This is a genomic window from Bradyrhizobium acaciae, assembly GCF_020889785.1.
Taxonomy (GTDB): Bacteria; Pseudomonadota; Alphaproteobacteria; order Rhizobiales; family Xanthobacteraceae; genus Bradyrhizobium; species Bradyrhizobium acaciae.
The window spans coordinates 38,586-63,552 of sequence record NZ_JACMYK010000022.1 but is presented as its reverse complement, the minus strand read 5'-3'; the positions used below and the strand labels follow the sequence as shown (position 1 = coordinate 63,552).

The window sequence follows — 24,967 nt, the reverse complement described above, 5'->3', positions numbered from 1 at the left end:
TCACAAATCTAGTCGCGATGCGTCGTTGCGGGAAACCAGATCGCGACCTGCGGAGGCGGACGAAACGCCTTCCAGGTGCCGGGCGGCTGGGCAAGGCGGTCGGCAATCACCCACAACGCCGGCGCATGAAAGCCGAGGCCGATATGCGTCGTGCTCACCTCGACGTTCTCGCGTCCTTCTCCTTGCTGCTCCAGGCACGCGCGCCACGCCACCACGCCATCGGCGCGGGTATAGATCGATGTTGACGGAACCGGAATCGGTTGCGCGAGGCGGCTGATCCGCTCGGATGTCGGCGGCTCGTATTTGCGGCCGGTCAGAAGCCGCCAGATCGCACGGACATTGCTCGCTCCCGGCGCGGCGAATGGACTGCCGAGCGTGACGACCATCCGCACCGACGCCGGGATTTGCCGTGCGACTTCGCGTGCGATGATGCCTCCGCGACTCCAGCCGACCAGGCTGACCTTCGAGCCGGCGCGCTGTTCGAGCTCGATGACTCGCGCCGCCACCGCGGCAAGGTCCGCGTCCGGTGCACCGACATTGCGGCCACGGCCCCATCCATGGACCTCGTAACCGAGAAATTCGAGGAATGAGCGGATCGCCAGCGTCGATCGGTCATCGGCGCCCAACCCGGGCAAAACCATCACCGGATGCCGCTGTCCCCGCGGCGCAGCCGCCAGAAGCGGCGCTGCCACGGCAAGAAGGGCCGGGATGTCGAGAAATCCGCGCCCTTCCGCGGCAAGCAGGGCGAGCGAGGGTGGTTCGACGGTGTCACGTCCCATGATCAGCATCCGTTGTGGTGGTCGAGAACAGCCCCTGACACTGCGCATCGCCTGGCAAACGCGCGCCCGTTACGCCGGCGGCTGGGTCCTTCCGAACACGCCGCCGATCGCCCGCAGCAGCCAACTCGGCTGATACTTGATCCATTGGACCGCCAGCTCATTGGCCAGTCCCGCGACCTGCACCGGCTTTCCTGCCATGCAGGCGCGATAGCCCTCCTGCGCGACGGTCTTCGCGTCCATGATCATCATGCTCGGCATGTTGCCGAGATTGGTGCCATGGACCATTCCGGTGTCCGTGACGCCCGGACACAACGTCGTCAGGGTGATCTTGCTGCCGCTCAATTCCTGCGACAATGCCTCGCCGAACGACAGCACATAGGCCTTTGACGCGGCATAGACCGCCAGGTTCGGCACCGGCATGAACGCCGCGACGGACGCAACGTTCAGGATCCGTCCGCTGTTGCGCTCGAGCATCGGAGCGAGGAAGAGATGAGTCAACGCGGTGATGGCGACGACATTGACTTGCAACAGCCGCAGCTGCTCGTCGAGGCCGATTGCGCTGAAGCGTCCCTCGAGCAACAGGCCGGCATTGTTCACCAACAGATCGACCCGGATGCCGGCGTCCTTCAGCGAATCAAATACCGCCTGCGGTGCCCCCGGTTCGCTCAAGTCGGCGGCAACGATGGTCACCTTGGTGTCATGATTGGCCTTGAGCTCGCGAGCGAGATCCTGCAGCTTGTCACGGCTGCGCGCGAGCAACACGAGGCTGAACCGGTTCGCCGCGAGCACGCGTGCGAGCTCGAGCCCGATGCCTCCCGACGCGCCGGTCACCAGCGCGCACTGCCCCTCATTTCCGCTGACCGACATCAAAGCCCTCCCTTCGTTGTCAGAACAGGTCTGCGCAATCCGCGGACGGCACGGGCAAGCAGCCGCGCGCGCGCCAGACGACGGTCATCGCGATGCGGCAGATAGGCGCGTGTGCCGGCGCCTTCCCGCTCCTCGGCATAGATACGGGAAAACTGGTCGATCGCCCGCAGCAGCGCCTGGGCTTGCGCGAATTGATCGGCCGTTTCGCTCACGTCGCCCAACGACCTGCGCAAGGGCTCCAGCACATCGATCCGGTCGGGATGGCTGGACGGTCCGGATCGCGGGTCGAGACTTTGCGCAGCCGACATCACATCACCGACCGCCTTGGCCGATTGCGCTGACGACGTCACAAGCGACGGCTTCGACCGGTTGGAGTCCGTCGACCGTCCGGAGGATATTCCGCGATCGATAGTAGTCGACCAGCGGCGCCGTTTGCTCGTTATAGGCGTCGATACGTATCTTGAGCGTTTCGTGATTGTCGTCGGCGCGCACCGCGCCACCCTGCTCTCGCGCTTCCTGGGCCCTCGCCTCGATCCGGTTCAGCAACACGGTCTCGTCGGCCTTGAGCTCTACGACATGGTCGATCGCAAGACCTTCGGCATCGAGCAGCTTGTCGAAGCTCTCCGCCTGAGCCATCGTCCGCGGGAAGCCGTCGAGCACAAAGCCGCGCCCGGCATCTGCTTGCGAGATGCGCTCGATCACCGTGGCGATCACGAGCTGATCCGGAACAAGTCCACCATTCATCATGATATCCTTGACCTTCCGTCCGATGCCGGTGTCGGCGTCGACCGCGGCACGCAGCATGTCGCCGGTCGAGAGGTGCGGTATGCCGTATTCCTCGACCAGGCGTTTCGCCTGCGTTCCCTTGCCCGCGCCGGGCGGCCCCAGCAGAACGATCCTCATGGTATTTGTCCCGATACTCGCTTGATCACCAACGGCATTCCAGCAGAGCTTCGAGCGATCCGGATCCCCGCCCGGGGCCGGATCGCTCGAAACGTCCTCACGCCATCGCCAGGCGCGCGGCTGGGGCAGGCCGCATCGAGAGCAGCAGCAGCAATCCCGACAGCACATAGAGCGCCATCACGAAATACATGCTGTAGATGTTGTCGCCGGTGCTTCGTACGATCATGCCGTTGATCGAGGGGCTGATGGCCGGACCGAGGTTGCCAAGGCTGCTGATCAGCGCAAGCCCGCCGGCGGCGGCGCCGGTGGAGAGATATTCGCTGGTCAGTGCGAAGAACAGCGGCGTCGCAGACGCAATTCCAATCACCGCAAAGGACAAAGCAAGGATCGATCCGACCAGATTGCCCTGCAGCAACGTGGTGATGAACAGGCCGGAGGCAGCGATCGCAACGCAGGCGGTATAGTGCCAGCGGCGCTCGTGCCACTTGTCGGAGTGACGGCCGATCAGGATCATGCCAATCACGCCGGCGGCATTCGGGATCGCGGCATAGACGCCGACAAGAAACAGGTCCTTGACGCCCCAGCTCTGGATCAGGGTCGGCAACCAGAACACCATTGTGTAAGTCGCGCCGAGCAGGAGCAGATAGACGAACGACAGCACATAGACCTTGGGGTCCTTCAGCATCTGCCCGAACGTTCCCGAAGGTTCGCTCTGGATATCCTTCTCATCGTGCTGGAAGGTATCTTCAAGCAGCGCCTTCTCGTCCGTCGAAAGCCAGGCGGCCTGGTCGGGCTTGTCCTCGAGCAGGGCGTAAACCAGGATACCAAGAATCAGCGCCGGCAATCCCTGTACGAGAAACAGCCACTGCCAGCCATGAAGGCCGGCGGCACCGTCGAAATACTTCAGGATCGAGCCGCACAGCGGACCCGCGATCACGGATACGATCGTTGTTGCCGACATGAAGACGGCGATCACCTGCCCGCGCCGCGCCGATGGATACCAATAGGTGAAGTAGAGAATCACGCCGGGAAAGAAGCCGGCCTCGAACACTCCGAGCAGGAATCGCACCAAATAGAACTGGAACGGCGTCGAGACGAACATCATGGCGGTCGCCGCAAGGCCCCACAGCACCATGATGCGCAGCAGCGTCTTGCGTGCGCCGATCCTCTCCAGCAACAGGTTGCTCGGGACTTCGAAGAGGAAGTAGCCGATAAAGAATATTCCGGCACCGAGGCCGTACACCGCCTCGTCGAACGGCAGCGTTTGCTTCATCTGCAGCTGCGCATAGCCGATATTGATACGGTCGAGATAGGCGATCATGTAGGCGATCAGCAGAAGCGGAATCAGGCGCCAATCGATTTTCGAGAACAGGGATTTGTGCGCCGGGCTTTCCAGGACCGACAGAGATGCCTTGTTTGCGGCGGGCGGGTGCATTCCGGTTTCCTCCAAATGTTCTTTTGATTCCAAGGCGGAGCGGGCGACGCGGCGGCGTTCCCGGCTCCGGCGCTATGATCGATTGAACGGCCGGCGCCTAGCCGGCCCGGCTTGCCTTGTCGTTTGCTGCGGCCGGCGGCACCTCGTCTGGCTGGATGACCGTCACCGACGCCGCGGTCGAAGCCGGCGCCTTCGATTGAGCTGCGGTCTGCGGCGTGAGTTCGACGATCTCGGCCTCGACCGGCGGCAGGGCCTCGATCTCGCGCAGCGCGGCCCGCAGGTGCTCGATCATCTCGTAGGACTCGTCCTGCGACAGCACCCGTCGGCACGCGGTCAAGCCGAACTCGAGCAGGCCCGCATAACTGTGCACCGTGATGTTCAACGCGCTGCCGTGATAGGGGATCGACACCGGGAAGTAGTGCACCATCCGTGCGCCGGCCATGTAGAGATGCTGCCCCGGCCCCGGCACGTTGGAGATCAGCACATTGCCCGCTGCCGGCATGCGGCTCGCAAGGTTGGAGCGGCCGAGCAGCGAGGCGAGCCCGGTCATCAGCCACGGCGAACCCGTGATCGGCACGTCGACGCCGAGCACCGGCTTGAGTTCGCGCACGACCGCCTTGGCCGCTTCGGATGACGCGTGGATCGCCTTGAAACGGGTCGGCAGGTCATCGATGTCGGTCGCCAGGTCGACGCGGACCGCCGAGACCTGGTTGTTCATCGCCTTGTCGCCTTCCGCACGGAGGCTGACCGGCACCATCGCGATCAAGGATTCCTTGGGTAGCAGCCCGCGCTCGGTGAGGAAGCGTTGCAGTGCGATGCTGCACATCGCCATGACGATGGTGTTGACCGTGCCGCCGACACGTTTGCCCAGCACCTTGATGTCCGCGAGCGGCAACGACATCGTACTGTAGGAGCGTTGATTGGTGATGGAGTCGTTGAACACCGTCTTCGGCGCCAACCCAAGGCTGAGCGAACGCTCCCCTTTCTGCGACCGCTGGGTGGCCATCACGCTCGCAGCCGTGCCGAGTGCCTTGGCGGCTGTCGGCAGGAGTTCTGCGAGCTTGCGATATTGCTGAGCCGCATTGTTGGCGGCCGCCTGCAAGAGCTCGGTCACGCCGAGCTGGTATTCCCCGCTCGAGGCGCGCTTGCGCCGCGGCGGCGGTACCTCGCGCATCTTGGGCGAGACATCGTAGAGCACCTTGGCGAGTTCGACGCCGGCCTTGCCATCGACACCGCTGTGATGCGCCTTGGTATAGAACGCGACCTGGCCGTTCTCGAGGCCGTCGATGACATACATCTCCCACAGCGGGCGACTGCGGTCGAGCAGCGAGGCGTGCAATCGTGCAACGAGTTGCTCGAGCTGCGCCATGGTGCCCGGCCGCCGCAAGGTGACGGTCCGCACGTGATAGTCGAGCTCGATGTCGTCGTCCTCGATCCAGACCGGCTCGGCGAGCTGGAACGGCATCTGCGCCAGCTTGCGATTCAGCAACGCCGAGAGGTGGAGGCGCTTGCCGAGCATCTCCTTGACGTCTTCGTAGTAGTCGGCCTGGTAGCCCTCGGGGAGATCGAAGATCATCAGGCTGCCGACATGCATCGGCGTTTCCGGCGTTTCGAGATGCAGGAACGATGCATCCATGCTGCTGAGTTGGTCCATTCTCTCCTCCCGTAGCGGTGTGACGGCGATGGCCGTATCCGATGACCGCGTGCCGACACCTCGCGCACCACGGTCTTTGCATTGCTGTCAGGGCCTGAACCTCACGGCCGCGGCCGCGCTGGACCACGCAGGCGTCTTCACGCCGACGCCCGGGCCCTGCGCTCCTCCTCGTCGTACAATTCCTTCTTCGAGAGCTTGCCGACCGCGGTCTTCGGCAGTTCGGCGCGGATCTCGAGCGCCTGCACCATCTCGTGCTTGCCGAGCTTGTCCTTGAGGAAGGCCTGCAGCTCCTCGAGCTTGAACGGCTTGGCGTCAGCCTTCAGCTTGACGAAGGCCTTCGGCGACTGGCCGCGATACTCGTCGCGAATGCCGATGACGGCGACCTCTTCGACCGCCGGATATTTGTAGATCGCCTCTTCGAGGACGCGCGGATACACGTTGTATCCGCTGCACAGCAGCATGTCCTTGGTACGGTCGACGATGAAGATGAAGCCGTCCTCATCCATGTAGCCGACATCGCCGGTACGCAGGAATCCGTTCGCTGTCGTGACCTCGGCGGTGGCGTCCGGATTGTTCCAGTAGCCCTTCATCACGTTCGGGCCCCTGATGCAGATTTCGCCGCGCTCGCCGAGCGGGACGTACGTGCTGCCGTTGTCGACATCGAGGAACTTGATGACGATGCCGGGCATCGGCATGCCGCAGGAGCCGGCCTTGCGCATCGATCCAGCCTGCGCCGGCGTGAAGGTGCCGCTCGGCGAGGTCTCGGTCATGCCCCAGCCTTCGCTCAGATTGCAGCCGGTGATCGACGCGAACTGCTGCGCCACCTCGAGCGGCAGCGGCGCTCCGCCGGATCCGCAATATTTCAGCGTGCGCAAGCTGTGCTTAGGCGTCTCCGGGTGGTTGATCAGCGCCGTGAACATCGTCGGCACCCCGCAGAACACGCTGACCGATTTTGTCGAGATTTCCTCGAGCGAGGCCTTCGGATCAAAGCGGACATGCTGGATGATCTCCGCCCCCATCAGGACGCCGAACAGCACGTTCACGGACAACGCGTAGATGTGGAATGGCGGCAGCACGGCAAGGAAGCGCTCCTGCCCGTCGACCAGCACCGGCGGTGAGCCCGCCGTGGTGGCCCGGTATTGCTGGCACGCGCTGGTCAGATTGGCATGGGTGAGCATTGCGCCCTTCGGCAACCCGGTGGTGCCGCCGGTGTACTGCAGCACGGCGATCGTCCCGCTGGGATCGTCGATCGCATGGGCTTCGTAGGCGCCGTCATTGTGGATCAGCTGGCCAAAGCTGACGTGATTGTCGTCCCACGTCACCGCACTCAGCTGCTTGGCCGCCTTCATCTCGCCGATCACCTTGTCGGGATCCGCCGTGAACTCGCCGACCGTACCAACCACCAGCTTCTTCAGCCTGGTCTTGCCCAGCATCGCCGCCATCTGCGGATAGAGCGAGACCATATCGAGGGTGATGAGAATATCGGTGCGGCTGTCCTCGATCTTGTGCTCGAGCACCTTGGCGGCGTCGAGCGGCGAGTAGTTGACCGCCGTACCGCCTGCCTTGAGGATGCCGAAGAATGCGATGATGTAATGCGGCGTGTTCGGCAGATAGAGCCCGACATGGACACCCGGCTTCACACCGAGCAGTTGCAGGCCCTTCGCCACGCGATCCGTCAGCCGCCCGAGCTCACCATAGGTGATCTGCTTGCCCATGAAGTCGATGGCAGGGCGCATCGGCCATTTGGCAACGGCCTCGTCGAGAATCCGCTGCACCGGTCCGGTAGCGATGTCGATATCCCAGCGCACGCCGTCGGGATAGGATCGTATCCAGGGCACGTCGTTCATCAGCTCTCTCCGTTGTATTGTCGCCGAGATCAGACAGCGGTGACGCCGCCATCGACCGCAATGGTCTGGCCGGTAATGAATGCACAGGCGTCGGAGGCGAGCAGCGCTGCGACACCCTTGAGGTCTTCGGGACCGCCTCCGCGATTCATGGGAGCCATATGCGAGGTCGTGCCCTGGTCGAGCTGAGCGGTCATCTTGGTCGGGAAATAGCCCGGCGCGATCGCGTTGACGTTGATCCCGAGCGGCGCCCATTCGTTGGCGAGCGTGCGGGTCAGATTGACAACCGCACCCTTGCTCGCGTTGTAGGCCAGCGTCGGCGTGCCTTCCGGATAGCAGCCGGTCAGCCCCTGGATCGATGCGATGTTGATCACCTTGCCGCTGCGCCGCGGCACCATGCAGCGACGTCCGACTTCCTGCGTGGCGACGAAGATCGCGGTCACGTTCAGGTTGATCACCTTGTTCCAGCCGTCGAGCGAATGCTCGATCGTCGGCGCGCCCCATGACGTGCCGGCGTTGTTGACCAGGATGTCGATCGGGCCGAGTGCCGCCACGACCTGTTCGACCATCGGCGGGATCGTCTCCGGCTTTCCCATGTCGCAAACCACGGGCAGCGCATCGACCCCCAACCCCTTGAGGTGAGCAGCCGCCGCGTCGAGTTCATCGCGCTTGCGCGCGGTGATCGCGCCTTCGCGCCAAGCTCGCCGAGCACCTCGGCAATCTGGAGGCCGAGACCTCTCGATCCGCCCGTGACGAGCGCGACGCGACCCGTCAGGTCCTGCAACTTGGCCAGACTCATGGCTTCCCCCGATCGTTGGCACCTCACAAGGGCGGTGCTATTTTGGCTGCAGCAGCTTCTGCAGGTTCGCGAGGTTCTCCTGCATGCGGTCCTGCATGACCTTCCAGGCGTTGTTGCGAGCCTGCGCCTCCATCTGCGATAGTTCTCGGAAGTTCGCGACGGCCTTCTCGACCTGCTGCTTGGCGGTCTCCGCCTGATTGGTCAGGGTATCGCCGCTGCCGAAACCCTTCATCGCCGCCTGCCACTGCGCGAGCGTTTCCTGCAGGATCTCGTTGCGCCGGCTGACCATCGCCTGGATGCCTTCGTAGGCTTGCCGGTTTGCCTCCGCCAACGCCTCCATGTCCTTGCGCTGCCATTCGATCAGCGCGGCGATATCGATCCCGGGCAGCGTGAACCTCTCAGCCATTTTCTTCAGGTCCCCGAGCCACGGCATCGCGCCCATGCCCATTGCGTCGGATTGGCTGTCATCGGTCCCCATCGATCTCCTCCTTCTGGTATTTGGCTGATGGCGGCGAAATGCCGTCCATTGGACTGCGCGTCAGGCTGCGGACGCGCGCGGCCAAAGCAGAGAAAGGCTGTTCTCGGTACGATCAGGATCGGGGTAGACCAGGCCGCGAAGACCGCTGCGGTCGAATGGCGACCAATCATCCTCCGGCAGCGCGAGCCGATCGGCGATCGCGTAGAGCACCGCCGGATTGTGTCCGAGGCCGCAATGACTGCCCTCGACCTCGATGTTCTGCGTCCGCGCGCCGGGCTGCTCCCGGCAACCCCGCCACGAGACGATGCCGTCCGTGCGCGAGTAGATTGCCGTGCTCGGCACCGGCGGCGGCAGCTTCATCACGTCCCGGTCGGGCCAATCGTCGACCCGACGCTCGCTCAGGACCTCATAGAGACGCCACGCATTGCTCGCCTTCGGCTCGTTCGCGAACGGGCTCCCGAGTGTGATCACCTGACGCACCAGCTCGGGCGTGCGCCGTGCAATCTCGCGTGCAAAGACGCCACCAAGGCTCCATCCGATCAGGCTCACCTTGCGCTGGTAGCGCTCGGCAAGCTCGGCCAGCCGCGCATCCATCGCGGCCTCGACGCCGGGACGCGGTCCGTGGTTGGGCCCAAGCTTCCAGCCGTGCGCCGCATAGCCTTGTGCCTTCAAATACGCGCGCAACGGCCGCGTCGACATATCGCTGGCGGAAAGCCCCGGCAATACCAGCACGGGATGTCCGTCGCCGCGCGGCGCGCGCCGAAGCAGCGGATAGCTTGCGAAGAACGCCTGCAGCTCCCAAATCCCGCGCGCCTCGAGCGCGAGCAGCAGCTGCGACGGCGGTGCGGAACGGTCAACGGCCGTTTTCATGTCTGAATGTCCCCTCCCGGATCACACGGTACGACCCGCACGACCCGTCATTTTTATGATTGCTGCCAAGCCCCGCGAGCGGCTCCATACCAATCCCGATCGCGCAGCCGTGCATTCCCTTGGTCTCAAAACGCTATCGGGCGGGTCAGACCGGTAAAAGGTGCAATTGGCCCACTTGAGCGGTTAGTTTGGGACATCCGCCAACAAATCTTGCGCGCATGCTGCGACGCCTGGTGCCCGGCCATTGCGGAAATCCGACGGGCTTTTGCCGGTCCAGCGGACGAAGGCGTGGCGGAAGTTCGCCGCGTCGCTGTAGGCAAGCCGCGCGGCGATCTCGTCATTGGTCATTTGGGTGTTACGCAGATAGCCGACCGCGAGTTGCATGCGGAACTCGGAGACGATCTGCCGGTAGGTTTTCTGCTGCAGTTGCAGCCTGCGGCGAAATGTGCGCGGGTGAATCATGAGCTCCGCCGCCATTGCCTCGATGCTCGGGAAGCGGCCGGGATGCTCGACGAGCCGACGCCTTATGTCGGCGGCGAGGCCATCGTCCCGCGCGACAGGATCGAGATGCTGACGGCAGATTCGGACTGCCATCGCCCTGGTCATCTCGCCGGGGCTGATCGCCCGATGGTCGATCCAGGCCGTATCGAACTCCAGCATGTTCCTGGATTGGCCGAACTCGATCGGACACTGAAAGATCCGATCGTAGCTCCTGGCGTGGGGCGGCGTCGCGTAGGCGGCGCTCAGCTTCGAGAAGCGGAACGCGCCACCATAGACATCGCGGCTCAGCGTCTGACAGGTCGCAAACGCGAACTCCAGCGCGAACCGATAGACGTCATCAGCCGGATCGCGAGACAGCAGAGGATCGAGCAGGCAGCTCGCCGTATCGTCCTTGCGGGTAAAGTCGATGTCGGCGACCGTACCCAGGACGCGGCCATACTTGGCCGCGAAATCGATGACTTCGGGACGGGTCCGGCTGCTCAGCATCGCATAGCCATACATGCCGTAAGCCAGGACATGCATTCGTTCTCCGGCACGAAACGCGATCGCCGGATCCTGCGACAGCCGCATCGCGTTGCGAAAGACCGTTTCGACCTGCCGGTAGGAGACGCGTACCGACGAATCCCTGAGGTCCGCACTTCTCAAATTGGCGCCGGCGAGCGCGCGCGACGCGGAGATCCCGTCCTCGGCGAGGACATCCACCACGGCAGCGATCCGTTGCGGCGAATAGAGACACTGCACGAGATTTGGTGACGGGTGATACACGAGCCTCCTCGTCCGCCTTCAGCGCCGGTTCGCCGGCCTCGCAATCCGGTTCGTCGCTATCTGCCGGCAGGCTAGTAAGCCGGACCAGGCAGCGGAAGGTTCGATTGGTCGCGTTTGAGGGTGAGTTCCGGACAAGACCGGCCAAAAAAAGACCGCCGAGGGAGGGCGGTCGAGGTTGGGAGAACGCGATCGCGAGCGCAACCACGGCACCGAGCATAGACGTGCTTGGCCCACGCAAAAGGTTCGATTGAACCAGTTTGCCGGTGAACTACGGACAGAGCTCGCGAAGCCCCCTCGTGGATATCTCGGGGTCAAAGCCCTTCGTCGCTTCGGAACTCGGAGGGATTCCTGCCGGTCCAGCGCAAAAAGGCGTGGCGGAAATTGGCCGCGTCGCTGTAGCCGAGGCGACTGGCAATCTCCTCATTGGTCATGCGCGTCTTGCGCAGATACTCGATCGCAAGGCGCATGCGCACCTCTGCAAGCAGATCGCGATATGAGGTCCCCTCCGCTTCGAGCCTGCGCCGCAGCGCGCGGGGATAGATGTCGAGCTGCGCCGCGATCGCCTCGATACTTGGATAGCTGCCCGGCTGCTCGATCAATATCCGGCGGATATCGGCGGCAACACCGCCGGCGCTGTTCACCTCGCCGAGTATCTCCTCGCACATCTCCCGCGCCATGGCGTGGGTTCGCGGATCGGCCAGCGCCCGCGGACCGTCGTTGCGCGCGTATTCGTATCCGCAATGAAGCTGGTTGAAGAGCACCGGGCATTGGAAAAGACTCTGATAGGCCACGGTGGACGGTGGCGGCGCATAGTCGAGCAGCACGCGCGAAAATCCGAAGCCCTGACCGGAGCGGTCGCGAATGGTCGTCAGGTGCGCGGCCAGCGCGAACTCCACTGCGAAGCGATGCACGCTCTCGGTCGGATTCGGCCAGTGCATGGGCTGGAATGTCGCCGCCACCGTCTCACCATTGTAGGAGAGGCCGAAATCGCAGAACGGCCCCACCACGCGGATATACCGCGCCGCAAAGTCGCGGGCCTCGGCGTGCGTTGCGCTGCTGAGCAGCGCGTATCCGTACATGCCGTAGGCGGTGACGTGCATTCGCGCGCCCGAGCGCAGCGCAATGGCGGGGTCCTTTGCCAGCCGCAGCGCATTGCGGATCACCGTGTCGAGCTGCCGATACGATATTCGCGTCGTATGGGACTCGAGCTGGGCGATGCCAAGCCTGGTGCCATCGAGAACCGTCGATGGATCAATGCCCTGCTGGCGAAGCTCGGCCGCAATGGCCGCGATCGAATGCGGCGGGAAGATACGCTGCGAGAAACCGGCTGACGTTCGACCTGGCGGTTCGCTTGCCTGCGGATCGTGCCTGGTCATGACGACCGCTTGTCCCCTTGCATTCCGCGCGTTCCTCCCTGCGATTGATCTACCATTCCGAGCGTAAGCCCGATCGCGTATGCGACGCAATGACCGCATGCCTGCAGGCCGTACGCGACGCAATCCGCGTCCGGAAGTCACCCGATCGGCGGTCCAATCGCACCTTTCTACGTTTTGCGAGATCGCTAGGCTCGCGACGCTTGCTCGATAGCCGGCACACAGCCGGAGGCCCGTACGGACCACTGCAAGCCATCAGGGGAGGAGCGGATGCGACGGGAAGACGTTCTCAAGCAGCTGACGACACCAATCGGCGCACCGGCATTTCCCCGCGGACCTTTTCGTTTCAACAACCGCGAATACTTCAACATCCTCTATCGCACCGACATCGAGGCATTGCGCGCCGTCGTTCCCGAGCCGCTGGAGATCGACGACCCGCTGGTCCGCTGGGAAATCATGCGGATGCCCGACACCTCCGGTCTCGGCGACTACACCGAATGCGGCCAGGCGGTCCAGGTGCGCTTTGGCGAGGAGAAGGGTGAATACCTTCACGCTATGTATCTCGACAATTTGCCGGCACTGGCATCCGGCCGCGAGATCAGCGGCTACCCAAAGGTGATCGGCAAGCCAAGGCTTTACGTCGATTCCGACACGCTGGTGGGCACGATGGACTACGGCACGCTTCGGGTCGCCACCGCGACGATGGGCTACAAGCACCGTGCGATAGACCTCGAGAAGGCAAAGGCCGAGATCTGCGTGCCGACCTTCATGCTGAAAATTCTTTGGACATATGACAGTCCTAAGCCGGCGGGCGAGCCACGCATCTGCGAGCTGCTGCGCTCCGAGATCACCGACATCACCGTCAAGGGCGCATGGACCGGCCCGGCACGGCTCGAGCTGTTCGCGCACGCATTGGCACCGATGGCCGATTTTCCGGTGCGCGAGATCGTCGCGTGCAGCCACATCATGACCGACCTGACACTGTCCCGCGCCAAGCGCTGCCACAACTATCTGGATCAGCCGCGGTAAGCGGGCGCCTCGGAGGAAATCATGCCAGCAACCGCAGACCGTGCCGCCGTGCTCAACCGCTACCGCAATGTGTGCGTCATCGGAGCCGGCGTCATCGGGTCCTCATGGGCCGCGCTGTTTCTCGCGCACGGGCTCAACGTCGTGATCAACGACCCGCAGCCCGACATCGAGACCGTCGTCAATGCCGCGCTGATCAAGATCGCGCCGACACTGCTGAAGCTTGGTCTGCCGCACGAGGGGCTGGAGCGTAATCTGCGCTTCGAGCCGGATCTCGCCCGCGCCGTCGCCGGTGCCGACCTCGTACAGGAGAACGGTCCGGAGAAGCCCGAATGGAAGCAGCAACTCTGGGCGCGTATCGAGGCCGCGGTGCCGAAACACGCGCTGCTGCTGTCGTCCAGCTCGGCGCGGCCCGCCACAGAGCAGGCTCACGAGATGAAGGATGCGAGCCGACTGCTCGTCGGCCATCCCTTCAATCCACCGCACCTCATTCCATTGGTCGAGGTGGTTCCCGGCGAACGCACCGATCCGAAGGCCACCGCCGACGCCGTGGCTTTTTACGAAGCGCTCGGCAAGGTACCGCGCGTGCTCAAGAAGGAGATTCAGGGCTTTGTCGCGAACCGGTTGCAGCGCGCGATCATGCGCGAGGCCTGCTACCTCGTGCAGGAAGGCGTCGTCACCGTCGACGAGCTGGACGACGTCGTCACCAGCTCGATCGGGCTGCGCTGGGCAGTGAACGGGCCGTTCAGCTCGTTTCACATGGGCGGCGGACCGAAGGGGCTCGAATCGTTCTTCCAGCACCTCGGCAAGAACATGGCCGCGTCGTTCAAGGTCATTCCGCAAGTCGATCTCGACGAGGCGCTGCAGCGCCGGATCATCGACCAGGCCGCCGCGTCGTTCGGCAAGACGCCGATTCCGCAGATGGAGCGCGCACGCGACGACACTCAGGTGGCGCTGCTGCACGTTCTGGCCGCACGCAACGGAAGAGACCGCACATGATCGGCGCGCCCCGGGGCTGCATGCGCTCGCAGGCCCGGACGGTCGCCAGATTGCGGAACAAGGTCATCCGGTCGGCGAAGACCGGTCCAGCCTGGGATGATCCCAAAGCATCAAGCGGAGGCGGACTCACATGAGCATCTTCGAGGGTTTGAAGGTCATCGACTGCGGCAGCTTCATCGCCGCGCCGACCGCTGCGACGCTGTTGGGAGACTTCGGCGCCGACGTGATCAAGATCGAACCGCCCGGCGCCGGCGACGCCTTCCGTCAGGTGCCGAAGCTGCCGGGCATGCCGAGATCCGACCACCCCTATGGCTGGCTGCTCGATAACCGCAACAAGCGTGGCCTCGCGCTCGATCTTTCGAAGCCCGAGGGTCAGGCGGTGCTGCATCGCCTTTCCTCGACCGCCGATGTTTTCATCACCAACTATCCGCTCGCGGTCCGCAGGAAGCTCGCGATCGGCTACGAGCGGCTTGCCACGACAAACGATCGGCTGATCTACGCATCTTTCACCGGATACGGCGAAACCGGCGACGAGGCGGGAAAGCCCGGCTTCGATGTCACCGCCTACTGGGCGCGCTCGGGCCTGATGGACATGGTACGGAGCGACGCCAGCACGCCGCCCGCGCGGGCGCTCGCCGGCATGGGCGACCATCCATCGGGCGTCTCGCTGTTCGCGGCCATCGCGGTCGCGCTGTATCAACGCGAGCGCACCGGCCGCGGCACCCAGGTCGGCTCCTCGCTACTCGCCAACGGCGTCTGGTCGAATGGCATCATGGCGCAGGCGGCGCTGTGCGGGGCGACGTTCACGCCGCGACCGCCGCGCGAGAACCTGTTCAACGCGCTCGGCTGCTACTACCGCTGCCGTGACGGCCGCTGGCTGCTCCTCGCGATCGTCAACGAGCAGCGCGACTGGCCGACCGTCGCGAAATGCCTCGGCCTCGACGACCTCCTCACTGACCCACGCTTTGCCAAGCAAGCAGATCGCTTTGCCCGCTCGTCGGAACTAATCGCCCTGTTCGACGCGGCCTTCGCAACGCGCGACCGTGACGAGTGGCGCGCACGGCTCGATGCGGCCGGCATCGTCTTCGAATGCGTCGCCGAAATGGGCGACCTGTCGGCCGACCGGCAGATGCTGGCCGCCGGCGTTCTCGTGCCATTCGAGAACGACCAGATGCTGACCATCGACAGCCCGTTCTTTATCGACGGCGCGACTAAGGTCAAGCCGCGCAAGGCGCCTGCGGTCGGCGAACACAGCGCGCAGATCTTGCGGGAGGCCGGCTACGATGACGCGGCCATCGCAGGGATGCGCGACAGCAAGGTCGTGGCTTGACGGTTTGAACGTCAGGTCATTCTCGCCGGATTAACGGCACCCACAAGAAAAGGCCGCGCTCCCGGATGAGAAGCGCGGCCAGTCTCGAGGCGCCCGAACCGGGGGGCTCCACAGCCGCGGTGCGGCGCAGCTGTGGTTCGGGAGGCACCCCTGAGCAGAAGCGCTCAGCACTTGAAGTGCATGAATGCCGGTTGATTGATTGTTCTGCCGCGCATTGCCCCGTATCTCTCGCACCGCTCGTCGCCTTTGCTGTCGACGACCAATCTAGGCATGGAGTTCGATCGCGAGGAGGTTCGACGAGGCCGGTTCGGAGGTGACTTTTGGACAGCGCGAGGTGATGAACGGTCAAACATGCCGCTGTCCTGAATCACGCAGCCTTCACATATGCGGAGAGACCCGGAAATCGGATGGGCTCTTGCCGGTCCAGCGGATGAAGGCATGCCGAAAGTTGGCGGCATCGCTATAGCCCAGCCGGTTCGCGATTTCCTCGTTGGTCATCGCAGTCTTGCGCAGATATTCGATCGCAAGCCGGGTCCGCACCTCGGCCAGGAGTTCGCGGTACGACGTGTCTTCCGCCTCGAGCCTGCGCCGCAGCGCGCGCGGATGCATCGAAAGACGTTCGGCAATCGCCTCGATGCTCGGATACCTTCCGGGCTGCTCGATCAGCACACGCCTGACATCGGCCGCGATCCCGCCCGCATGATTGACCTCGGACAACACCTGCTCGCACATCTCGCGCGCCATTCCATGGGTACGTGAATCCGCCAACGCCACCGGCCCGTCGGCCTGCGACAGTTGGTACCTGTACTCGTTGCCTCGCTGACGAAAGAGAACCGGGCAGTCAAAGATTGCCTGGTAAGCGCAGGCATGCGTCGGCTCGCCGTAGGCAACGGAAATTTGCGAGAAGCGGAACGACTCGCCTGCCAGATCCTTCATCGTCGTCAAATGCGACGACAGCGCGAACTCGGCGGCGAAGCGATGCACGTCCTGCGTCGGATTTGGCCAATGCAGCGGCTCGAACGCACAGACGACCGCCGCACCGTCATACGAGTATCTTGCATCGCAAAGTGGGCCTACGACGCGAAGGTATCGATTGGCGAAGGCGCGCACGTCGTCGTAGGTCGCGCTGCTCAGCAACGCATATCCGTACATGCCGTGTGCCGTTACGCGCATTCGCTGTCCGGCGCGAAGTGCGATCGTCGGCTCGCTCGACAAGCGCAATGCGTTGCGAACCACAGTATCGATCTGCCGATACGAGATGCGCGTCGTATGATCTTCGAGCTGATCCTCGGCCAAACCCGTGCCCGCCAACGCCAGGGACGACCGGACGTCCTGCCTGTCGAGCTCGGCGATGATGGCAGCAATCAACTGCGCCGAATACGCGTGCTGGTCGAAATCGGGCGGCAATTGACATGCGGGCACCGTGTCTTGCGGGCGCCTTCCAGCGCTCATGGTCGTCCTCCTCCTGGGCCTAAAGTCTTGCTCAAATCAAAATCATTCGCAATGCTGGCGGCAGCTAACGGGCTGGCCCTGTCCCCAGCCTGGGGGCAGCGCGCATCCCGGATTGCCCCTGCGGCGCCACGATTCTTCCTCACGGTGTTTCGTCGGCGCCGCCGAGCTGCGGGTCAGCATTCCACAACATTCACCGCGAGCCCGCCCAACGACGTCTCCTTGTATTTGGACTTCATATCCTCGCCGGTCTGCAGCATCGTCTTGATGACGGCATCGAGCGAGACATAGTGCTTGCCGTCGCCCCGCAACGCCATTCGGGCGGCGTTGATCGCCTTGACGGCGCCCATCGCGTTGCGCTCGATGCAGGGGATTTGCACCAGTCCGCCAACGGGATCGCAAGTGAGACCGAGATTATGCTCCATGCCGATCTCGGCCGCATTCTCGACCTGCGCCGGCGCACCGCCGAGCACGGCCGTCAGGCCGCCCGCGGCCATCGAGCAAGCGACGCCGACCTCGCCTTGACAGCCGACCTCCGCGCCGGAGATCGAGGCATTCGCCTTGTAGAGCATGCCGATCGCGGCCGCGGTGAGCAGAAAAGCAACGATGCCATCGTCGTTCGCGCCCGGACTGAACTTGACGTAGTAATGCAGCACGGCCGGGATCACGCCGGCCGCGCCGTTGGTCGGCGCGGTCACGACCCTTCCCCGCGCTGCGTTCTCCTCGTTCACCGCCATCGCAAAGGCGTTGACCCAATCCATCGCAGCGAGCGGATCGATGTTCTCGGTGTCGCTGTTGCGGACCGACAGTTCGCGATAGAGAGCCGGCGCGCGACGGCGAATATTGAGCGGACCAGGCAGCGGTTCGGCTGCACCCGCATTGTCGATCCCGAAACCGCGATCGACGCATCGTTTCATCGCATCCCAGATGTTCAGGAGACCTGCACGGACCTCCGCTTCGGTCCGATGGATGCATTCGTTGGCGAGCACCATATCGGCGATCGAGCGGCCGCTGGTCTGCGCGCGCGCGACCAGCTCGGCGCCGGTGCCGAACGGATACGGCCAGACCGGAGGCACGCCGCCGGCATTGCCGGCCACATCGCCGGAGCCGCGTTCGATCACGAACCCGCCGCCGATCGAGAGGTAGTAGCGTTCCGCCAGCAGGCTGCCGTCGGTTGCGAACGCCACGAGGCGGATCCCATTGGGATGTTCGGGCAGCGTGCTGTCGGGCTTGAACACGATATCGCGCCCGCGCCGGAACGGTACCGGGTGAACATTGAGCAGCCGTAACTCGCCGGAGCGCCGGATGTCGGCAAGCTGTGGTGCCACTTGGGCCGGATCGACCGTATCGGGCTTCTCGCCGAGCAGGCCGAGGATCACGCCAAGATCAGTCGCATGCCCCCGTCCGGTCGCGCCCAGCGATCCATAGAGATCGGCGCGAACCTGGACTGTCCTCGACAGAAGCCCATCGCGCTCGAGCGCTCGGACGAATTGTCCGGCCGCGCGCATCGGTCCAACCGTATGCGAGCTCGAGGGGCCGATGCCGATCTTGAAGATGTCGAAGACGGAAAGCATCAGTCAGCAGGCAGTTGTTGCTTCACCAGCTCGACCCAGTAGGCGGCGCCGAGCGGCAGGATGGCGTCATTGAAATCATAGTATGGATTGTGCAACGGCGCATCATTGGCGGTTTCGCCCGCGCCGATGCAGATATAGGCACCCGGACGCTCCTGCAGCATGAAGGCAAAATCCTCCGATCCCATTGCAGGCTTGATGTCGGTCTGCACCTGCCCGATGCCGACGAGGTTTGCGGCTGCCGACGCCGCAGCATCGGTCTCGGCGGGCGTGTTGATCACACCCGGATAGCCGCGCATGTAGGTCAGATCGACTTTCGCGCCGTGGGTTTGCGCCACGCCGGCGCAGACCTGCTTCATGGCGGCCTCGACCTGATTCTGGATCTCGGCGTCGAGCGTCCGCACCGTGCCGCGCAACGTGACCGTCTCGGGCACGACGTTCCAGGTGTCGCCGCCATGGATCTGGGTGACGCTCACCACCGCAGCGTCCATCGCGCCGATCCGGCGGCTCACGATGCCCTGAAGCGCGGAGACGAGATCGGCCGACACCAGGATCGAATCGATGCCTTTCTCCGGGGTCGCGGCATGACAGCCGCTGCCGGTCACCAGGATCTCGAAGGTATCGAGGAAGGCCGTCGCAATGCCGGTCCGGATCGCGAATTTTCCGCGCGGGATGTTGGGGATGTTGTGCATTCCATAGACCGCATCGGCCGGAAACAGCTTGAACAGCCCCTCCTCGACCATCTTCTTGCCGCCACCTTCATTCTCCTCGGCGGGCTGGAAAACGAAATGAACGGTGCCGCGGAACGGCCGATGACGGGCAAGCTGCACGGCAGCCCCGAGCAGCATGGTGGTGTGGCCATCATGGCCACAGCCGTGCATCTTGCCGGTGCGGGTTGATTTGTACGCGCGATCTCCCAGTTCCTGGAGGTCAAGCGCGTCCATGTCGGCGCGCAGCGCGATCGTCGGGCCCTCGCCGTTCTTCAGCGTGCCGACCACGCCGGTTCCGCCGAGGCCGCGATGGACCGGGATTTGCATTTCCGTCAGTGCATCGGCCACGAGCTGCGCGGTGCGATGCTCTTCGAACGCGGTTTCCGGATTGGCATGAATGTCATGACGCCAATCCAGCATCCGCGCACAAATATCGTCGGCGATTCCAAATTCCTTTGACATGTCCGGATCCAGCTCGGTTGGTTAGCGATGGAAGTATTCGGCGATCAAGGTCGCGCCGAGGAACGTGCCGGCAGCAGCCGTCAGCGAGACCACGACGATACGCCAGCTCAGCTTGCGGAAGATCGGGAGGTCCTTGGCGACCGAGAAGCCTGCGAGCGTCAGCACCGGGGTCGTGAAGGCCAGGAAGTTCAGCTTGTCGACCGCGGCAATCATCGCGTCGGAGAACGGCAGCAGGCCGGGAATGCCAAGCACGGTGGTCACCGCGACCAGGATCAGGATATGCGGCACCTTCGACAATACCCGGGCAAGGACATCGACCAGCAGCACGACCGCGAGCACGACCAGGAGACCCATGCAGGTTTGCAGCAGCGGAACCTTGTAGGTGAGCGAATTGCCGATCAAGACGCCGCTCGCAATGGTGATCCAGGCGAGGAGCGAGTCGGAGAAGCCGAATGCGCCGTGCTTCGGTGTCTCGCCGGCGACGGCGATCGATGGCCCAAGATCTCCCGACTTGAAGTTCGAGAACCGGCCGAGCCTGGGCTCCAGCCTGTCATACAGCCAGGAGCACACCGGCAGCGAGAAGAACAGGGCGAAATAAAAGCCGAGCACTGCGGTCATCAGATTCGCCGCCGAAGCGATTGCAATCAGCTCCTTCGCCATCTCCGGCGGGTTATGGCCGTTGATGGTCCCGATTGCGGCCGCCATCATGCTGCCCGAGCCGACGCCGGCGCCCATCGCAAGCGACCGCGGATCGAAGATGTGCAGGCTGGCAACGAATCCGGCCAGGAGCGCGATGAACAGCGCGCCGAGCACGGTGCCGGTGATGTACTCGGCCAGCACGCCGCGCCCCTCGGCGGAGTTCATGCCGCACTTCTCGCCGATGATCACCATGTTGCCTTCGCGGCCGATCGAGAAGGTTGCGCCGACCGCTTCGCGCTTGACGCCGAGCAGGAGCGCGATCGGAAGACCCAGCACCAACGTACCGAAGGTGTGGCCGAGTTCCTGGAAGATCAGCGCCCAGCCGGCCTTCTGGACCTCCGGAAGCGCGCCACCGACCGTGAAAGCCATCTTGATCACGAAGAGCAACAGTCCTGCGTTGAGCAGTTGTCCCGCATAGGTCTGCAGGCCTGGACCGATCTGCGCGACTGCGGGCAGATAACGCGCTGAAAGGCCCCACGCGGCCGCGATCAGGAGCGCCCATACCATCGGTTGGAGCAGCACCTTGCCCGGTCCGATCTGGAACTGGACGACTCCGACCGTCTCGGCAACAGCCACGATGATCGAAACAGCAACGAACAACGAGAGCTTGCCGCCGATTGCGGAAGGGGCCGCCTCAGCGGCCTGGCCTAAGGAAGGAGAAGAGGTCGACGTCATAGTGCAGTACACCTCCGGAAAATGATTGCGAGGCAATGCGGTGAACGGTGAACCAACTTGCCCGCCCAGCATCGGGGCAAAGGCATCTTGCATCAATGGTCGGCGCGTCCAATTTCTGTTGCATTTTTTGCAACACTTGGAGTCACGGGTCCACGCCGCGAGAAGCGGCCGCATGAGTGATGATTTGGGCTATTCTCTCATCGTCCGGCGCGCAGCGGACGTTGTACGATGCTAAGCGCCCTCCCGCGGGGCGCCGCGCGCTACTCAATCGCGTCGGACGAGTCGCCCTGTTCGGAGCGCTGCACCTCCGACACGTCGAGGCCAAGGACCACGATGTCGTGCGTCTTGCCCTGGAGATCCTTCACATGGTTGCGAAGCAATGCCTCGGTGCGAAAGCCGAGCCCTTCGAAGATCGCGATAGCCCGGGATTGATCCGACGTCATCTGTACGGTCAGGCGTTCCAGGCCCATCGACAACGCGATGTCAAAGGCCTCATTCGACAGCGCCCGTCCGACGCCGGTGCCGCGCACATGGGAGGAAATCACGGTCCTGATCTCACCGACATGGGCCGACCACGACAGTGGATCCCGCGCGATCGTGCCGCACCCGACCACGGCACCGTCTTTGACCGCCAGCAGGCTGACGATGGAGCCGCGCTCGATGTCCTTGATCCAGGCCGAGAGCACCTTCGGCTCGCTGATATTCCGCGGCAGGAAAAGCATGTCGTGCACGGCAAGCGCCCTGGCGAATTTGAGTGTGGCCGCCTCGTCAGCGGGCCCCATCAACCGAAACTCGATATCTCCGCTCTCGAAGTTGACGCGACGTGGATAGGATCGCATCCTGGTGTTCCTCATGCAGACGGCTCGCTCAATCAGATATTCGCACTTCGCTGCAACCGCCCTTGCGGGGGCACCGCGTTTCTCCCGCCTGTCCTGCACGCGAGAGCCGGATCAGGCAAGCCGAGCGCGCACCAATGTCCGAATATAACCCCCGAAGCGGCCAGTTTGCACCTTTCCGAGTCGGCATGAGAACAAGAGCCTTTCGACAATGACCAAGACCAGCACGCCCATGGGCACCGACGAACGACCGCTGCATGAAATACTCCGGAGGCACGCTCGTGAGCGGCCGGAGAAACCGGCCTGCATCTGGTATGGCCGCGCCATCACGTTCCTCGAGCTCGACCGCGCGAGCGATGCATTTGCAGCGCGCCTGCAACAGCTCGGCGTCGCCAAGGGCGAGCCGGTAGCGTTGTTCATGAACAATTGTCCGCAATACATGATGGCGCAATACGGCATCCAGAAGATCGGCGCCGTCGCTTCGCCCTGCGGAGCGCTGAACAAGGAGCACGAGCTCGCCTATCAGCTCGACGATCTCGGTGCGCGCGTGATCGTCGCGGCCGAGCCGTTGTTGCCGATCGTGCAGCAAGTCCGCGACAAGACGAAGCTCGAGCATGTGTTCGTAGTGCGCTACCAGGACCTGCTGCCCGAGCGGCCACAGATCGGCATTCCGGACGAATTGTTGGGATCCGCCCTCGAGCCGGCCAGCGCGACGGGCGACACCGAAGACTTCCTCACCGTCGCGGCAAGCGGTGCAGGGCCAGACGCCGTCGCGATCGACATGAACGATACGGCGCTGATGATCTACACATCCGGCAGCACGGGCCGGCCCAAGGGGGCGATGCTGTCCTATCGCAACGTCATCTTCAAGACGGCCGCGACCGTGAACTGCAACGGCATCGGCACTGATGACGTCCTGCTCTCGATCGCGCCGCTCTATCACATCGCGGGCATGGTGATGGGCGTGAATGCGCCGGTCTACGCCGGCGCTACGTCCGCCCTGTTGTACCGGTTCGATCCGCTCGTGACAGCGCAGGCGATCGATCGCTACCGGGTGAGCTGGTGGTACAGCGTGGCGCCGATGAACGTCGCGATCACGCAGCTTCCGAACATTGCCGATTTCAGGCTCAGCAGCCTCCGCGTCAATCCCGTGACCAGTTTCGGCATCGATTGGACCGAAGAGCTTGCCGAGAAGTGGCGGGCCGTTGCGACGAACTGCGAAAGCTTCGAAGCGGCGTACGGGCTGACCGAGACGCACACGGTCGACACCTTCATGCCGCGAACGGCGGTGCGCTGGGGCACCCACGGCAAGCCGGTGCCCGGCAACGAGATCCGGATCATCGATCCTGACACCCGCACAGACACACCGACCGGCACGCCCGGCGAAATCGTGATCCGTGGCCCCGGCGTGTTCAAGGGCTACCGCAATCGTGCTGATGCAACGGCAGAAACGCTGCGCGACGGCTGGCTCCACACCGGCGACATGGGCCGCCTCGATGCCGAGGGCTATCTGACCTTCATGGGGCGCTTCAAGGAGATGATCAAGGTCTCCGGCTACAGCGTCTTCCCGGAAGAGGTCGAGTCGATCCTGAACAAGCACCCGTCAGTGGCGGCGTCGGCAGTGATCGGCATGCCCGATGCGACGAAGGGCGAGGTGGTTAAGGCGTTCATCGTTCTAGCCCCCCACGCCGAACTGGACTCGGCGCAGCTCGTGGCGTGGGCGCGTCAGAACATGGCCCCCTACAAGGTGCCGCGGGACGTCCGCTTTGTCACCGAATTGCCGCGCTCACCGGCGGGCAAGCTGTTGCGGCGGCTGCTCAAGGACTGACGTCGCAGCGAAGTGTCCCGAACGGCGGACAGCGCCACGCCACTATCGGCTCATGTCCTAAAATCACCGTCCATTCGGTCCGACAGCACCTTTTCGCGAATCGATCCCCATGTTGGACATGTCGTTTTGACCCCGACGACTCATCGACAAGAAGCAAAATTGCAAGCCTGCCACATGTTCAGTCACGACGACGAATGTTCCAGCATCAAATACCAGCGACGCATCAAGCGGATGATCGAAGCCTTGCGAGGAGAACTGACGCTGCAGGGCATCATCGGTCAGGGTACCACCACGGATCTGCGCGTGGATATTGTTAGCCTGGCGGAAACCGCGCTCATGGTGTGCGACTTCGATAGAGTCGCGGACTGACGCGTCCGATACCCTGCCGCCACCAACCAGGATGCGCGCAGAGAAGCAACAATGATCGCGCTGGGATACGGGCCGTTACGAAATGCTTGCCAATAGATTCAAGAGCTGGACCGAGACCGAAGAACTCTTGCTCGTTGCGTTGCACGAATCCGGTATGAGCCACCGGCTCATTGCGCTCACGATGCGTCGCACCGAAGCCGGAGTTGATAACCGGCTCGCGCAGATCACCCACAGGTCGAGACGGGTGGAGGACGTGCCTGGTTCGGGGCATTAGCGCGCTCGTCATGAACAACATACCCGAGGCCCGAGCGGCGCGAGGGCGAAGACGGACTGTTACAATCCCCGCACCGCTCACTCGTTCAGGATCGCCGGAATATCCTTCGCAGCCTTCGGGCCCGGCAGCGAGCTGAGATAGGCGTGGATGTCGGCGGCGTCCTTGTCCGACAGCACGCCCGCTGAGAATGACGGCATGTCGTTCGGCGCCTCGCGCAGGAAGGCAATGAAGGACTCCACCGGCAGCGCGATCTGCGCCAGTGCCGGCGTCAGGTAGTTGAAGCGGCCGCCCTGCCCGGCGCGGCCGTGGCATTCGAAGCAGCCGTCGGCAAGATAGAGCCGCTTGCCGTTGACGGGATCGCCGGCCGGCGCGTCCTCGGCGCGCGATGCAACGGCGCCGCCGATTGCGATAGCCGCCGCGATCGCGGCCGCGGTGGCCAGGCGCTTCACAGATCCGATCATCATCGCCAAC

At 63.8% G+C, this 24,967-nt stretch carries 23 protein-coding genes; 5 read left to right on the top strand and 18 right to left on the bottom strand.

What is annotated here, in order from left to right; all coding sequences use genetic code 11:
- Positions 1–8: 8 nt before the first annotated feature.
- The 12 genes from H8A92_RS12445 to H8A92_RS12390 form a co-directional block, all read right to left on the bottom strand.
- Positions 9–779 carry an esterase/lipase family protein gene (locus tag H8A92_RS12445; RefSeq protein WP_229196072.1) on the bottom strand — a complete coding sequence of 257 codons (771 nt, stop codon included), beginning with the start codon at positions 777–779 and terminating at the stop codon, positions 9–11.
- Between the two features lie 69 nt (positions 780–848).
- Positions 849–1,646: an SDR family NAD(P)-dependent oxidoreductase gene (locus tag H8A92_RS12440; RefSeq protein ID WP_229196071.1), complete on the bottom strand. Its 798-nt coding sequence runs from the start codon at positions 1,644–1,646 to the stop codon at positions 849–851.
- Positions 1,646–1,954, bottom strand: a complete 309-nt coding sequence (locus tag H8A92_RS12435) for a hypothetical protein (protein WP_229196070.1) — start codon at positions 1,952–1,954, stop codon at positions 1,646–1,648. The genes H8A92_RS12440 and H8A92_RS12435 overlap by 1 nt, the downstream gene beginning before the upstream one ends.
- Before the next feature lie 4 nt (positions 1,955–1,958).
- The gene (locus H8A92_RS12430; protein WP_229196069.1) at positions 1,959–2,549 is read right to left on the bottom strand and encodes an adenylate kinase; all 591 of its coding nucleotides are present in this window, start codon (positions 2,547–2,549) and stop codon (positions 1,959–1,961) included.
- A gap of 97 nt (positions 2,550–2,646) precedes the next feature.
- Positions 2,647–3,984 carry an MFS transporter gene (locus H8A92_RS12425; RefSeq protein WP_229196068.1) on the bottom strand — a complete coding sequence of 446 codons (1,338 nt, stop codon included), beginning with the start codon at positions 3,982–3,984 and terminating at the stop codon, positions 2,647–2,649.
- A 97-nt stretch (positions 3,985–4,081) separates the two neighbouring features.
- On the bottom strand, positions 4,082–5,638 hold the full coding sequence (locus tag H8A92_RS12420; protein WP_229196067.1) for a WS/DGAT/MGAT family O-acyltransferase: 1,557 nt from the start codon (positions 5,636–5,638) through the stop codon (positions 4,082–4,084).
- 137 nt (positions 5,639–5,775) lie between these two features.
- Entirely contained in the window at positions 5,776–7,485 is a 1,710-nt protein-coding gene (locus H8A92_RS12415) for a long-chain-fatty-acid--CoA ligase (protein ID WP_229196066.1), read from the bottom strand.
- Between the two features lie 29 nt (positions 7,486–7,514).
- On the bottom strand, positions 7,515–8,303 hold the full coding sequence (locus H8A92_RS12410; protein WP_229196065.1) for an SDR family oxidoreductase: 789 nt from the start codon (positions 8,301–8,303) through the stop codon (positions 7,515–7,517).
- Positions 8,304–8,318: 15 nt separating this feature from the next.
- On the bottom strand, positions 8,319–8,729 hold the full coding sequence (gene phaP, locus H8A92_RS12405; RefSeq protein ID WP_229196064.1) for a phasin family protein: 411 nt from the start codon (positions 8,727–8,729) through the stop codon (positions 8,319–8,321).
- Positions 8,730–8,819: 90 nt separating this feature from the next.
- The gene (locus H8A92_RS12400) at positions 8,820–9,629 is read right to left on the bottom strand and encodes an alpha/beta fold hydrolase (protein ID WP_229196063.1); all 810 of its coding nucleotides are present in this window, start codon (positions 9,627–9,629) and stop codon (positions 8,820–8,822) included.
- A gap of 183 nt (positions 9,630–9,812) precedes the next feature.
- The gene (locus tag H8A92_RS40985) at positions 9,813–10,895 is read right to left on the bottom strand and encodes an AraC family transcriptional regulator (protein ID WP_229196062.1); all 1,083 of its coding nucleotides are present in this window, start codon (positions 10,893–10,895) and stop codon (positions 9,813–9,815) included.
- Positions 10,896–11,206: 311 nt separating this feature from the next.
- On the bottom strand, positions 11,207–12,271 hold the full coding sequence (locus H8A92_RS12390; RefSeq protein ID WP_229196061.1) for an AraC family transcriptional regulator: 1,065 nt from the start codon (positions 12,269–12,271) through the stop codon (positions 11,207–11,209).
- Positions 12,272–12,538: 267 nt separating this feature from the next.
- Between H8A92_RS12390 and H8A92_RS12385 the strand changes: the two genes are divergently transcribed.
- The 3 genes from H8A92_RS12385 (at position 12,539) to H8A92_RS12375 (ending at position 15,623) form a co-directional block, all read left to right on the top strand.
- Positions 12,539–13,297 (top strand): acetoacetate decarboxylase, encoded by a 759-nt coding sequence (locus H8A92_RS12385; RefSeq protein ID WP_229196060.1) that lies wholly within the window; start codon positions 12,539–12,541, stop codon positions 13,295–13,297.
- A gap of 21 nt (positions 13,298–13,318) precedes the next feature.
- Positions 13,319–14,293, top strand: a complete 975-nt coding sequence (locus H8A92_RS12380; protein WP_229196059.1) for a 3-hydroxyacyl-CoA dehydrogenase NAD-binding domain-containing protein — start codon at positions 13,319–13,321, stop codon at positions 14,291–14,293.
- A 130-nt stretch (positions 14,294–14,423) separates the two neighbouring features.
- Positions 14,424–15,623, top strand: coding sequence for a CaiB/BaiF CoA transferase family protein (locus H8A92_RS12375; protein WP_229196058.1), 1,200 nt, complete (start codon positions 14,424–14,426; stop codon positions 15,621–15,623).
- A 378-nt stretch (positions 15,624–16,001) separates the two neighbouring features.
- On the opposite strand, the gene H8A92_RS12370 is transcribed toward H8A92_RS12375, so the two are convergent.
- The 5 genes from H8A92_RS12370 to H8A92_RS12350 form a co-directional block, all read right to left on the bottom strand.
- Positions 16,002–17,030, bottom strand: a complete 1,029-nt coding sequence (locus tag H8A92_RS12370) for an AraC family transcriptional regulator (RefSeq protein WP_229196057.1) — start codon at positions 17,028–17,030, stop codon at positions 16,002–16,004.
- 218 nt (positions 17,031–17,248) lie between these two features.
- Positions 17,249–18,649, bottom strand: coding sequence for an L-serine ammonia-lyase (locus tag H8A92_RS12365; protein ID WP_274613345.1), 1,401 nt, complete (start codon positions 18,647–18,649; stop codon positions 17,249–17,251).
- Positions 18,646–19,815, bottom strand: a complete 1,170-nt coding sequence (locus H8A92_RS12360; protein WP_229196055.1) for a M20 aminoacylase family protein — start codon at positions 19,813–19,815, stop codon at positions 18,646–18,648. The genes H8A92_RS12365 and H8A92_RS12360 overlap by 4 nt, the downstream gene beginning before the upstream one ends.
- A 21-nt stretch (positions 19,816–19,836) precedes the next feature.
- Positions 19,837–21,114: a DUF3100 domain-containing protein gene (locus H8A92_RS12355; RefSeq protein WP_229196054.1), complete on the bottom strand. Its 1,278-nt coding sequence runs from the start codon at positions 21,112–21,114 to the stop codon at positions 19,837–19,839.
- A 335-nt stretch (positions 21,115–21,449) separates the two neighbouring features.
- Positions 21,450–22,043: a GNAT family N-acetyltransferase gene (locus tag H8A92_RS12350; RefSeq protein ID WP_420831316.1), complete on the bottom strand. Its 594-nt coding sequence runs from the start codon at positions 22,041–22,043 to the stop codon at positions 21,450–21,452.
- A gap of 193 nt (positions 22,044–22,236) precedes the next feature.
- Here H8A92_RS12350 and H8A92_RS12345 point away from each other — a divergent pair, with 193 nt between their 5' ends.
- Positions 22,237–23,853 (top strand): AMP-binding protein, encoded by a 1,617-nt coding sequence (locus H8A92_RS12345; RefSeq protein ID WP_229196052.1) that lies wholly within the window; start codon positions 22,237–22,239, stop codon positions 23,851–23,853.
- Positions 23,854–24,027: 174 nt separating this feature from the next.
- Positions 24,028–24,222, top strand: coding sequence for a hypothetical protein (locus H8A92_RS12340; RefSeq protein WP_163157210.1), 195 nt, complete (start codon positions 24,028–24,030; stop codon positions 24,220–24,222).
- Positions 24,223–24,573: 351 nt separating this feature from the next.
- On the opposite strand, the gene H8A92_RS12335 is transcribed toward H8A92_RS12340, so the two are convergent.
- On the bottom strand, positions 24,574–24,960 hold the full coding sequence (locus H8A92_RS12335; protein ID WP_229196051.1) for a c-type cytochrome: 387 nt from the start codon (positions 24,958–24,960) through the stop codon (positions 24,574–24,576).
- Between the last annotated feature and the right edge of the window lie 7 nt (positions 24,961–24,967).